The organism is Paenibacillus lentus, from assembly GCF_042714055.1.
In the GTDB taxonomy this organism is placed as follows: Bacteria; Bacillota; Bacilli; order Paenibacillales; family Paenibacillaceae; genus Fontibacillus; species Fontibacillus lentus_A.
Genome location: NZ_JBHGVC010000008.1, coordinates 207,867 through 220,338 on the forward strand (window position 1 = coordinate 207,867; position 12,472 = coordinate 220,338).

Consider the following 12,472-nt stretch of genomic DNA (forward strand, 5'->3'; position numbering starts at 1 on the left):
TCATGAAACGAATGATTGTTCACTGCAAATCCGGCTCTACCGAAATGGCGCTTCAGGAAGATGGCAGACTGGTGGAATTTGCTGCTGAACGCTGCCAGGCGAGAGGGCTTGTCGGCAGTTTTTTTAAAGGGCGTGTCGTGAATGTGCTGCCCGGCATGCAAGCTGCATTTGTAGATATCGGACAGAAGAAAAATGCCTTTCTATATATTGATGATGTGCTTCATCCCCATTTGGAAAGACAGCCGAAGGTTAAGCCGCTTATATCCGAGCTGCTTCAGCCTGGCCAAGATATTATCGTTCAGGTCGTCAAGGATGCGATTGGCAATAAGGGGCCTAGAGTAACGACGCATTATTCCCTTCCGGGCCGCTGGCTCGTATACATGCCATCCGCAGCCTATGTTGCTGTCTCCAAGAAGATTATGGATGAAGAGAAAAGACAGCGCTTGAAAGGGATCGGCGAGCAGCTGCGGCAGGAGGAGGAGGGACTTATTCTCCGGACGGTAGCCGAGCTCGAGGAGCTGGAGGCTATATCTCTTGATTTGTCGCTGCTGCGGAAGCAATGGACCTCCATATTGGAAAAAAGCAAGACTAGCGCAGCACCGTCTCTGCTGCATCAGGATCTTAGCATGGTTCAAAGGCTGATGAGGGATGTTTACAGTCCGGAGACGGATGAGATCATTATGGATTGCGCCCAACGGGCCGAGGAAGTGGCCTCATTTCTGGAAATGATGCTTCCCGGAAATCCGCAGCCGATTAAAATATACAACAAGGATATTCCTTTATTTGAGTTCTATGGCGTACAAAGTCAGCTGGACAAGGATTTTCAGCGGAAGCTGTGGCTGCCGGGCGGAGGATATCTAGTCTGGGATCAGACGGAGGCACTCACGGTCATCGATGTGAATACGGGAAAATACATCGGCGGGAACTCGCTGGAGGAAACGGTATTCCAGACCAATCTGGAGGCAGCCGCTGAAATGGCCAGATTGATTCGTCTGCGGGACACCGGGGGCATCATTATTATCGATTTCATCGACATGGATCGCGATGAGCATCGCGACGCTGTGCTGGACAAGCTTCATAGCTGCATGCAGGGGGATCGGACTCAGCACCATATTCTTGGCTGGACGAGGCTTGGATTGCTTGAAATGACGCGGAAGCGAATCCGTAAGGAAACGACTGCCTCGAACATCGATTAATTTATCGAAAATAAATTGATTTTAGATATACTCCGTGATATTATATTAAGGTATGTGTCATAAGTGTAGCTTGTGCACATGCTGTAACCGCTCCGATCAGGTCAACAAGATCGTCGCATTTCGCGGCGCACCTGAATTAGGCGAGTCTGAGACATGAGGAGGTGCAAGCAAATGTACGCAATTATCGAAACTGGCGGTAAACAATACCGTGTTCAAGAGGGCGATGTTCTTTACATCGAGAAATTGAACGCAGAGGACGGCGCAAGTGTGACGTTCGACCGTGTATTGGCCGTATCCAAAGGCGAAGGTTTGGTAGCGGGAACACCTGTAGTAGCCGGTGCTAGTGTGACAGCGAAAGTTGAAAGACATGGCAAAGGCCGCAAGGTTGTCGTTTACAAATACAAACCGAAGAAGAACTACCACAAGAAACAAGGTCATCGTCAACCATACACGAAAGTGACCATTGAGAAAATCCAAGCGTAAGAAGGTGACGTGCCTTGATTAGCGTCTCCATATTGCGTCGCAAGGATAACGATATACATGGTTTCAAAGTGGAAGGTCATGCGCATTTTGCCGAGCCAGGTCAAGACATTGTGTGCGCCGGGGTATCAGCTGTTACCGTTGGTACGGTTAATTCCGTCGAATCGCTAACCGGGATCGTGATGGATTCCAAGATGAAGAACGGGTTCTTGAACGCGAGTCTTCCTCATGTCGAGCAACCGAAGGCTAGGGAGCAGGCGCAGCTTCTCCTTGCTTCTATGGTCGTTATGCTGCAGAGTATCGAATTGTCATACGGTGAGTATATTCAGATACATGATGTCATTATTTAAAGAAGGAGGTAGACTATAATGTTGAAATTGGATCTCCAGTTGTTTGCATCCAAGAAGGGTGTAGGTTCCACGAAGAATGGTCGCGACAGTATCGCTAAACGCCTTGGCGTGAAACGTGCTGACGGCCAAACTGTAACAGGCGGAAGCATTCTTGTTCGCCAACGCGGAACGAAGATTCATCCGGGTACCAACGTGGGAATCGGTAAAGACGACACGCTGTTTGCAAAAGTGGATGGCGTCGTTAAATTCGAACGTTGGGGACGCGATCGCAAGAAAGTGAGCGTCTACCCTGTGGAAGTTGCTCCTGTAGCGGCTGCAGTCGAAGCTTAAGAGCTTGGCTGCCCTAGCTTTGCTTATGAGCCCTCGGCACTCGTGCCGAGGGCTTTTTTAAATCATAGAATTCATAAGCTTACAGTTGTACTGTCCCTGAACAATCCATAACCTACTATACTTTTTTAAGTCCTTGCCTGGACAAGGATTGTGATATACTGGGTAAAGATGTTAAAAATAATAAATGTCTTGTTATCCAAATGAAGAGGAACGGGGAAATTCATGAAACATCGGTTCACAGTGCCGGTCATTGCCGGAACGCTTACGCTTGCTATGTTGGTGATATTATACTTCGTTGATTCGACAGTATGGTATGTTGTGTTGTGCGTATGTTTGCTGGCGGTGTTATGGGCTTATATCAAGTATTTGAAGGAACGGGCAGCTAATGAGCGCAAGCAGCTGCTTGAGTCGGTTCAAAGAACCGCGGCCGCTACACTGGGCCACCATCGGCATGATTGGATGAACGACCTGCAAATATTGTACGGATATATTCAACTGGGCAAGATTGATAAACTGGCCAGCTGTGTGGACAGAATAAAGGAAAGGATGGCTGTGGAGAGCAAAATATCACGGTTAGGCATCCCTTCATTGGTTTTTTATTTACAATCGTTTCGTGAAGTGAATAGTTCAGTTCAACTCGCGGTAGATATTGAGGATGATTTGGAGCTCGGCAAGCTGCTTACCGCCGAGGATGCGGAGGAATTGACAGGGGCCATTATAGCGACGATCCGAGCCTTCCAGTTCGCAGGCCGCTCCTCCTGGGGAGAAATGCTTCAGCTTAGCATGTCGATATGCCTTGAGCATAACGAGGTGCTGATCTGCTTTGAGCAGGAGGGGACTCCGGGGAATGCGGAAATCCTCTCGAAGCGGCTGGCTGAGATCGTGTCAGGCAAGCGAATCCGAGCCGAGCATGGGGATTCACAATTAGCCTCTGTTCGATTGCGAATGCTTTGCGGAAATTTAAAAGAGGTGAACGCATGTTTATAGATAAAGCGAAGGTATACGTAAAGGGCGGTGACGGCGGCGACGGCATCGTTGCTTTCCGCCGGGAGAAGTATGTTCCGGAAGGCGGGCCGGCGGGCGGCGACGGCGGCAAGGGCGGCGATGTTATATTCCGCGTGGATGAAGGTCTTCGCACACTAATGGATTTCCGCTACCAGCGGCACTTTAAGGCCGACCGTGGTGTAAAAGGGAGAAACAAGAGCCAGCATGGCGCAAATGCCGAGAATATGATCGTTCGGATTCCCCCGGGCACGGTTATAATCGACGATGATACTCAAGAGGTGCTCGCCGATCTGACTAGACACGGCCAGCAGATCGTTGTGGCGAGAGGCGGCCGGGGTGGACGAGGCAATACCCGTTTTGCGACGCCGAGCAATCCGGCCCCAGAGCTGGCCGAGCATGGGGAAGAAGGGCAGGAGCGCTGGATTGTCCTGGAGCTGAAGGTCATGGCTGACGTAGGGCTTGTCGGATTTCCGAGTGTAGGCAAATCTACGCTGCTATCGGTCGTTTCTGCAGCTCAGCCGAAAATCGGCGCGTACCATTTCACCACAATAACGCCGAATCTTGGGGTGGTGGACGTAAGTGAAGGCCGCAGCTTCGTAATGGCCGACCTGCCGGGTCTGATAGAAGGAGCGCATGAAGGAATTGGGCTGGGACATGAATTCCTTCGCCACGTAGAACGAACGCGCGTCATTATTCATGTCGTAGACATGGCGGGGTCAGAGGGACGGGATCCATTCGATGATTGGCTGAAAATCAACGAAGAGCTCAAGCTGTACAATGCGGAGCTCGAGAAGCGCCCACAAATCGTAGCCGCTAATAAAATGGACATGCCGGATGCAGAGGAGCATTTGGAGAAGTTCCGCAAACAGGTAAGCGAGGTTCGTCCCGATCTGGAAACCATGCCGATTTCCTCCCTGACTCGGCAAGGCGTCAAGGAATTGCTCTATAAAACTGCCGATATACTGGATCAGATTCCGGAAGAGCCTGCGCTTGACGAGGTTACGGATTTGAATGAGCGTAAAATTTATAAGCTGGATAAAGAAGAGGAGCAGGATTTCGTGATTCGCCGCGAGAATGAGGACTTTGTGGTCGAAAGCGCGAAGATCGAAAGAATGATGAAGCGGATGCAACTGAATACGCATGACGCGATTCTCAAGCTCGCGCGTACGCTTCGTCATATGGGCGTGGATGACGAATTGCGCAGACGCGGTGCAAAGGACGGAACGATCGTTCGAATTGGCGATTTTGAATTCGAATTTGTGGAGGGAAGCAGCTACTATTAATGCTTTCGTTGGGAAGAGCACCTGCCAGGTGCTCTTTGTTGTTTATAACCGATGGAAATCCGCGCAAATCTGTGCGGAAAATAGGTTGCCTCCAGACCTTCTTTCCGTTATAATGTCCACTATACGAAAACAACAGTCTTTAAGGGGAGGACGTTTGTGAAGGAGCGTTATTACTTGGTCCGTGAGGATATTTTACCGGAAGCGGTAATCAAGACGCTTCAAGTGAAGCAGCTGCTTGCCGCTGGAGACGTCAAAACCGTGCATGAAGCGACGCTGCAGGTCGGGCTTAGCCGCAGTGCTTTTTATAAGTATAAGGACGGCATTCATCCATTGAATCAAATGGAACGGGAAGAAATCGTAACGATATCGTTCGACTTGGAGCACCGTTCCGGTATCTTATCCCAAGTATTGTCTCAGCTTGCCGGATCGGGCGGAAATGTGCTCACGATTAATCAGAGCATTCCTTTGCAAGGAAGAGCCAATGTCGTCATTTCAGTAGAGACCTCAAGGCTAACAGAGGAGCTGGATAAGATGATCAAGGCTCTGCAAGAAATCTCCGGCGTAAGGAGAATTCAAATCGTCGGTCAAGGATAGGCATCTCCCGCAACAAATAATATCGATAAACCCGTAGAGGGAACAGGAGGGGACTCATAATGAAACCCGTTAAGGTAGGATTACTGGGGCTTGGCACCGTAGGAACTGGCGTCGTGCGCATCGTCGAAGGTCACCAAGAGGATTTGAGCAGTCAGGTTGGATCTCCGATTATCATTGAAAAGGTCGCGGTTAAAAACCTCGAGAAGGCAAGAAGCATTGAGATCGATCAAAGCAAGCTTACCGAAGATCCGTGGGAAGTCATTCGCGATCCGGAAATTGACGTTATCGTCGAAGTGATGGGCGGCGTTGACAAGACTAAAGAGTATATTCTCGAAGCATTGGAGCGCGGTAAACATATTGTGACGGCGAATAAGGATTTAATGGCCCTTTACGGTACGGAAATTATGGCCAAGGCGCTGGAGAAGCAGTGCGACGTATTCTTTGAAGCGAGCGTGGCCGGAGGCATTCCGATCATTCGAACGTTGATTGAAGGTTTCTCTTCGGATCGAATCGTTAAGATCATGGGGATCGTCAACGGGACGACGAACTATATTTTGAGCAAGATGAGCCAGGAGGATGCCTCCTATGAGGATGTCCTCAAAGAAGCTCAAGAGCTCGGTTATGCAGAGGCTGACCCTACTTCCGACGTGGAAGGTTTGGATGCGGCCCGGAAAATGGTGATCCTGGGCACTTTAGGCTTCCGTACGAATGTAGAGCTTGGCGATGTGGATGTTCGCGGCATTTCCAGCGTGTCCAAAGAGGATATCGCCTATGCGAAAAAGCTCGGTTACGAGATGAAGCTGCTTGGCATCGCTGATCGCCAAGATGATGAGTTCAGTGTCAGCGTTCAGCCGACAATGGTGAAGAAGAGCCATCCAATCGCAGCGGTCAACGGCGTGTTCAATGCAGTTTATGTACACGGTGAAGCGGTTGGCGAGACGATGTTCTATGGAGCGGGAGCCGGAGAAATGCCTACGGCTACCTCGGTAGTGGCAGATCTGGTTGCAGTTGTGAAGAACCTTAAGCTGGGGGTTAACGGCCTGAAAGCGATGGTGCCTTATAAGCAGAAGAAGCTGAAGAGCGATGAGCAAATAGCGTATAAAAATTTCCTGCTGCTTGAAGTCGATGACAAAGCGGGCGTGCTCGCTCAAATTACCCAGGTGTTCGGGGAATACGATGTAAGTCTGGAATCCGTTGTACAATCGCCGAATGAGCATACGCCGGATGCTGAAATCATTATTGTTACTCATCATGCGACTAAAGCGAACATGGATAAAGTATTAAAGCATTTCGAGACGCTGAAAGTCATCCGTCGCGTCAAGAGTGTATACCGGGTTGAAGGTTAGTTTATTCCTAATATATAAAGGGGTTTTTATTTCATGAGATATCTTGGATTGCTGCATACGTACAAACAATTTTTGCCGGTTAACGACAAAACGCCGATGCTCACTTTGCATGAAGGGAATACGCCGCTCGTTCGTGCGGATAATTTGTCGGAGGAATTGGGGCTCGATTTGTATTTCAAATACGAAGGCCTTAACCCGACGGGTTCTTTTAAAGACCGGGGAATGGTTATGGCAGTGGCTAAAGCGATTGAAGAAGGCAGCAACACGATTATGTGTGCTTCCACCGGAAACACTTCCGCAGCAGCGGCGGCATATGCGGCCCGGGCAGGACTTAACTGCATCGTCCTGATCCCGAACAATAATATCGCTCTTGGCAAGCTGGCGCAAGCGATGATATACGGAGCCAAGGTGATTGCGATTGAAGGCAACTTTGATCGTGCGCTGGAAATCGTCCGTGACATCACGGCGAAGCATCCGATTACGTTGGTGAACTCGGTGAATCCTTATCGTATCGAAGGACAGAAGACGGCAGCCTTCGAAGTCTGCGATCAGTTAGGCAAAGCTCCGGACGTGCTGGCTATTCCGGTCGGCAATGCAGGCAATATTTCTGCCTATTGGAAAGGCTTCAAGGAATATCATGAGCTCGGCAAGAGCAGCTCGCTTCCGCGCATGGTTGGATTTGAAGCGGAAGGAGCCATGGCTATCGTTAAAGGGGAGCCGATTCTGGAGCCTGAGACAGTAGCGACAGCAATTCGCATCGGTAATCCGGCAAGCTGGAAAACAGCGGTAGCAGCAGCAGAGGAATCCGGAGGCCAAATTAATTACGTAACCGATGATGAAATATTGACCGCCTATAAGACAATTGCTGCTCGTGAGGGGATTTTTGCCGAGCCGGCTTCTGCTGCGTCTGTAGCAGGCGTGTATAAGCTCCATCGCGAAGGTTATTTCAAAGGCGGAGAAACCGTAGTTTGCGTCCTGACCGGTCATGGCTTGAAGGATCCTAATATTGCGATTCAGAGCATTGGCAGCGAGCCGCTTGTAGTGAAGGATACAGAAGAAGCGGTTATGGCGGCCATTGCGAAGCTGCAAGGAGAGCAAGAATGATATCCGAAGCAGGCGTGCGTGTAAAAGTACCGGCCAGTACGGCGAATTTAGGGCCAGGCTTCGATACGCTCGGCATGGCTTTATCGCTTTACGCCTGGATCGAGATGAAGCCTGCGGAAGCGACAGAGATTCATTTATACGGGGATCAAATGAAGGGGATTCCTACAAATAAAAGCAATCTTATTTATGAAGTAGCTCAATCCGTATTTCGTGAAGCGGGGGTATCCCTTCCCGAAATGGAAATTTCCATGTACTCGGATATACCGCTCACAAGAGGACTTGGCAGCAGTGCATCGGCGATCGTCGGTGCACTTGTCGCCGCGAATGAGCTAATCGGTTCCCCGTTGGATCGTGCTAAGCTGTTCGATATGGCTACGACGCTCGAGAACCATCCGGATAACGTGGGCGCCTCTCTGTTCGGCGGGTTGATCACGGCCGTCTGGGATGGAACCCACGCTGAATATCTTCGGATCGAGCCGCCGGCTGATCTGGAGGTTCTGGTGGCAATACCCCAGTTCCATCTCTCCACATCCAAAGCACGCCAAATACTCCCTGAACAGGTGAGCTTAGGCGACGCGGTTTTTAATATCAGCAGAACGTCTCTTTTTACCGCTGCGATGGCTTCCGGCAGGCTGGATCTGATCCGCTCGGCGATGCAGGATCGGTTGCATCAGCCTTTCCGTGCTCCTCTGGTGCCTGGGATGGAGCGGATATTGGAGGAGGCGACAGCGCATGGCGCCCTGGGTGCCGCCCTTAGCGGAGCCGGGCCGACGCTGCTTGCACTGACCGATCGGCGCGAGAACCGGGGAGCGGAATTAGAACGTTTTTTAGTAGAGGTGCTTAGCGAACAGGACATTCCGGCGCAGACGATTTGGCTGAAACCTTGCACACAAGGCGCTGTGACGCTTACTATAGAGAAGAGTGAACAGTTTATCGATTCCATAAAAGGGGAAGTCAAAGCATGAAAGTGATAGCGTTGCTGCCGGAAGGCTCGGTATCTCATGAAGCGGTTCTTCATCTGTTTGGTGAAGAGCAGGTTCAATTGCTCCACTGCAAGCAGATTTCAGATGTGTTTTTGGCGACGACAAGTGGAGCAAGCCAGTATAGCGTGATCCCGGTTGAAAATACGATTGAGGGCTCCGTTAGCTTGCATATGGATTGGCTTGTTCATGAAGTGGACATTCCAATGCAAGTGGAGTGGGTATACCCGTCCATTCAAAATTTAATCGGTGACAGAGCAGAGTTTATATCCGAATCGGATGCGAATGTTCTTGACTATTCAAAAGTAACCAAAGTGCTGTCCCATCCGGTAGCTATGGCACAGTGCATGCAATTTTTGAAATCCCATATGCCTCAAGCGGAGCTGGAGCATGTGGCAAGCACATCGGAAGCCGTAAAGCTGGTTAAGCAGCGGCCCGGGGAGGGCTGGACGGCTATTGGCACAGCATTAGGCGCTAAGACGCATGGTCTGGATATTTTAGCGGAGAAGGTAACGGATCATGATAACAACTATACCCGATTCGTTCTGATCGGGCAGGAGCCGCTCCAACTGAATCGAAAAGATTCGGCTCAAGATAAGACGAGTATCCTGGTTACTCTTCCCGAAGACTTTCCGGGTGCGCTTCATCAAGTGCTGTCAGCGTTTGCCTGGCGCAAGCTGAATTTATCCCGCATTGAATCGAGACCTACGAAGAAACGGCTTGGAAGCTATTATTTTTACATGGATGTTCTATCTTCCCTAGAGTCTGTCCTTCTGCAGTCAGCCATTGGGGAGATTGAGGCTTTAGGCTGCCAAGTGCGCATACTCGGATCTTACCCGAGTTATTCTGTTAAAAATCAAAAACTGGAGGTGCGAAAATAATGGCAGAACAATGGATTTATTTAGATGGACAATTTGTAACAAAGGAAAATGCAAAAGTATCCGTGTACGATCACGGTTTTCTATACGGTGACGGGATATTCGAAGGAATTCGCATCTACAACGGAAATATTTTTAGATGCAAAGAGCACTTGGATCGCTTGTACGATTCCGCAAAATCCATCATGCTGAACATTCCCTTGTCGTATCAGGAGATGGAGGATGCATTAGTCGAGACGCTTCGCCGCAACGAGCTCCGCGATGGGTATATCCGTCTTGTCGTGTCTCGTGGTGCCGGCAACCTGGGTTTAGACCCGGATCGCTGTCCTAAGGCTTCGGTTATTATCATTGCTGAGCAGCTTGCGATTTATTCAGAGGAAGCTTACAGAACCGGTTTGAAGACAGTATCCGTCTCCACGAAGCGTAACATTCCGGACGCGCTGAATCCTAAGATCAAGTCACTGAACTATCTCAACAACATTTTGGTTAAAATCCAATCCAACCTCTCGGGAGCGGGAGAAGCGATTATGCTAAATTCGCAAGGTTACGTGACTGAGGGCTCTGGAGATAATATTTTTATCGTTAAGAACGGAGTTATTACGACACCTCCATGCTATTTAGGGGCGCTAGAGGGAATTACCCGGCAGGCGATTATCGATATTTGCAATGAGAAGGGCTATAAGCTTAAGGAAGAGCCTTTCACGCTACATGATGTCTATGTGGCTGATGAGGTGTTCCTTACGGGAACAGCGGCTGAGGTCATTGCTGTGCGCGAAGTGGATGGGCGCATTATTGGCGAAGGTCATGCGGGGCCGATCACGCTCCAACTGCTCGAGGAATTCCGCAGCATTGTTGATAAAGACGGCTTGAAAGTCTGGTAATCGGCGTTTATCGGGAAACCTATCCTATTCTTAATAAAAGAAGGATAGGTTTTTTTCGTTACATGGATGTCAAAAGCCGGGCTTCTGCATAGGATGTATTAAATGGGCCCCGGGCGAAGATCACGGTCCGGAGAAGAAACCTAGGAGGTCTTTAGCACGTGAAAATACACATTGTAAAAAAAGGAGATACTTTGTTTGACTTGTCAAAAAAGTATAATGTTCCTTTGCAGAAGTTGATTGAGGCCAACCCGCAAATCAGCAACCCAGATGAGCTTAGCGTAGGAATGAAGGTCAAAATTCCGGCTACGGCTGTTCCCGTAGAAGAAGGGATTATCTACAAGCATACGGTGAAGCAGGGCGATTCTTTATGGAAACTGGCCAAAGCCTGGGGCTTGCCTTTACAGACTCTGGTGAATGCGAATCCCCAATTAAGCGACCCCAACGTTCTTAAAGTCGGAGAGGTTATCCATATTCCAGGCCCGGCATCTTCGGGGTCGAACAATCCGCCCGATAATATGGGAGCTAATCCGGCCCCGATCGGTTCGGCTGGGAAGAAAAATACGGCTCCTAAGGAGAATATCAAGCCAGAGAATATCAAACCCGAGAACATTAAACCGGAAAATATTAAGCCTGAGAATGTCAAACCTGAAAATATCAAGCCGATCACGGAGAACCCCAATCCCGTTCCAATTGCCAAGCCCGAAAGTATTAAGCTGGAAAGCGTCAAGGTCGAGAATATTAAAATCATTGAAAATGTCATGCCTGTTATTCCGCAGCAGCTTCCCCAAATGGAGATCAAGCCCACCAAATATGAAGAGCCTCCTTGCCTGCCCAAAAAGCATTGCCCTGAGCTTATATCGCCATACCAATTTCAAGTCAAGCAGCCACCCATGTTGATGGCGGAGCAAAAGATGCCCTATCCACCTTGCGGATGCCCGGATCACGGCAAGCAGCCGGATAACTTATTCTATCCTTATCATACTGAGAATGAGAAGGTATCCTCCTATTATGATTTTCCGCCGGCTTGGCCCAATGATTCCGCTATGGGGGAGTATCCAGGGCTTTCGGGTGCGCCGGACTACCAATCGCCTCAATACGTTAACCCTTGTGCTCCTGCGGAGCATTATACTCACTATGGGCATCAACCGTATCATACTTACGAACCGTACAGCTATCCTGAGCAGGAAAATGCGATGCCAGAGCATTACGGGCCGAATGCGCCGTATCCTGGAGGCGACAATAGTTATTGGGGGCAGGCCCAGCTCTCATCAAACAATGCTCCCTTATATGCGGCCAATGCTTCCCCGAACATGCCTTATCCGTATCCTATGCATAATCCTTATTATGAGTCGATGCATTCATATTCACCGTGTGGCTGCTCCGGACATCAGCCGCCGATACAGCCTTATGCTAACGCACCTTATTTTGCTCACTCGTACCCAGGAGGAATGCCGAATGTGCCTGTATCACCGTTAGGCGGATACGGAGCTCCCGACTCCATGCAAGAAGAGTGCTACAAAGGCGGTAAAAGAGAGGAAGGCCTGGAAATTCAGGCGAATAATGAAGCTGAAGAGCGGGCTTCCGGTGCTAATCAAACGGCGGATACCCCGAATCAAGCCAAAAAAGAGGTTAACATTTCTGAGGTTAAGAAAAGCAAGCAACAGGGACGAGAATCTGCATCTAAGTCGAAAAAGCCAACAGCCAGAAAAAAGTACAGAGGTCGGAGAAACCCCTGGATTAACAATTAGTAAAGCCCGAAGAAGAGGTGCGCTGGCACCTCTCTCTTTTTTTGTTAATCTATTGATTGCCAATTCGCTTGCTGAATGCTCGCAACATATGATATAGTAAATGTCCCAATAAAAGATCATAAGGATGCTTTTTGCGGGGGTGGATGGCAAGTTTTAAATTATATGATTTCTATCAAAAAAAGTGCTTGCTATCTAAAAATATATATGTTATATTATTTAAGTCGCCGCTGAAACGAAGCGACGCACGAGAAACGAAGTTGATCTTTGAAAACTGAACAACGAGTGAGCGGGTTTCAT

At 49.3% G+C, this 12,472-nt stretch carries 13 protein-coding genes and 1 other annotated feature; all 13 genes read left to right on the plus strand.

Annotation, left to right across the window (positions count from 1 at the left end):
* Window positions 1–2: 2 nt before the first annotated feature.
* The 13 genes from ACE3MQ_RS18835 to ACE3MQ_RS18895 all read left to right on the plus strand — a co-directional run bounded on the left by ACE3MQ_RS18835 (window position 3) and on the right by ACE3MQ_RS18895 (window position 12,175).
* A complete protein-coding gene (locus ACE3MQ_RS18835; RefSeq protein WP_379395471.1) occupies window positions 3–1,196 on the plus strand; it encodes an Rne/Rng family ribonuclease in 1,194 nt (397 codons plus the stop codon).
* 75 nt (window positions 1,197–1,271) lie between these two features.
* Window positions 1,272–1,354: a sequence feature (ribosomal protein L21 leader region), on the plus strand.
* Window positions 1,355–1,367: 13 nt separating this feature from the next.
* A complete protein-coding gene (gene rplU / locus ACE3MQ_RS18840; protein ID WP_379395473.1) occupies window positions 1,368–1,679 on the plus strand; it encodes a 50S ribosomal protein L21 in 312 nt (103 codons plus the stop codon).
* Between the two features lie 14 nt (window positions 1,680–1,693).
* Complete coding sequence (locus ACE3MQ_RS18845; protein ID WP_379395475.1) at window positions 1,694–2,026, plus strand: ribosomal-processing cysteine protease Prp; 333 nt, start codon at window positions 1,694–1,696, stop codon at window positions 2,024–2,026.
* Between the two features lie 18 nt (window positions 2,027–2,044).
* Window positions 2,045–2,356 (plus strand): 50S ribosomal protein L27, encoded by a 312-nt coding sequence (gene rpmA, locus ACE3MQ_RS18850; protein ID WP_019638294.1) that lies wholly within the window; start codon window positions 2,045–2,047, stop codon window positions 2,354–2,356.
* Window positions 2,357–2,578: 222 nt separating this feature from the next.
* A complete protein-coding gene (locus tag ACE3MQ_RS18855; protein ID WP_379395477.1) occupies window positions 2,579–3,343 on the plus strand; it encodes a Spo0B domain-containing protein in 765 nt (254 codons plus the stop codon).
* Window positions 3,334–4,644, plus strand: coding sequence for a GTPase ObgE (gene obgE / locus ACE3MQ_RS18860; protein WP_379395479.1), 1,311 nt, complete (start codon window positions 3,334–3,336; stop codon window positions 4,642–4,644). Before ACE3MQ_RS18855 ends, obgE begins: the two co-directional genes overlap by 10 nt.
* 156 nt (window positions 4,645–4,800) lie before the next feature.
* Window positions 4,801–5,238 (plus strand): ACT domain-containing protein, encoded by a 438-nt coding sequence (locus ACE3MQ_RS18865; RefSeq protein ID WP_379395481.1) that lies wholly within the window; start codon window positions 4,801–4,803, stop codon window positions 5,236–5,238.
* Between the two features lie 59 nt (window positions 5,239–5,297).
* The gene (locus tag ACE3MQ_RS18870; RefSeq protein ID WP_379395483.1) at window positions 5,298–6,584 is read left to right on the plus strand and encodes a homoserine dehydrogenase; all 1,287 of its coding nucleotides are present in this window, start codon (window positions 5,298–5,300) and stop codon (window positions 6,582–6,584) included.
* A gap of 33 nt (window positions 6,585–6,617) precedes the next feature.
* The gene (gene thrC, locus ACE3MQ_RS18875; RefSeq protein WP_379395485.1) at window positions 6,618–7,688 is read left to right on the plus strand and encodes a threonine synthase; all 1,071 of its coding nucleotides are present in this window, start codon (window positions 6,618–6,620) and stop codon (window positions 7,686–7,688) included.
* The gene (thrB, locus tag ACE3MQ_RS18880; protein ID WP_379395487.1) at window positions 7,685–8,653 is read left to right on the plus strand and encodes a homoserine kinase; all 969 of its coding nucleotides are present in this window, start codon (window positions 7,685–7,687) and stop codon (window positions 8,651–8,653) included. The genes thrC and thrB overlap by 4 nt, the downstream gene beginning before the upstream one ends.
* Entirely contained in the window at window positions 8,650–9,549 is a 900-nt protein-coding gene (pheA, locus tag ACE3MQ_RS18885; RefSeq protein ID WP_379395489.1) for a prephenate dehydratase, read from the plus strand. The genes thrB and pheA overlap by 4 nt, the downstream gene beginning before the upstream one ends.
* Entirely contained in the window at window positions 9,549–10,427 is an 879-nt protein-coding gene (gene ilvE, locus ACE3MQ_RS18890) for a branched-chain-amino-acid transaminase (RefSeq protein WP_379395491.1), read from the plus strand. Before pheA ends, ilvE begins: the two co-directional genes overlap by 1 nt.
* Window positions 10,428–10,585: 158 nt before the next feature.
* Window positions 10,586–12,175, plus strand: coding sequence for a LysM peptidoglycan-binding domain-containing protein (locus ACE3MQ_RS18895; RefSeq protein WP_379395493.1), 1,590 nt, complete (start codon window positions 10,586–10,588; stop codon window positions 12,173–12,175).
* Window positions 12,176–12,472 lie beyond the last annotated feature (297 nt).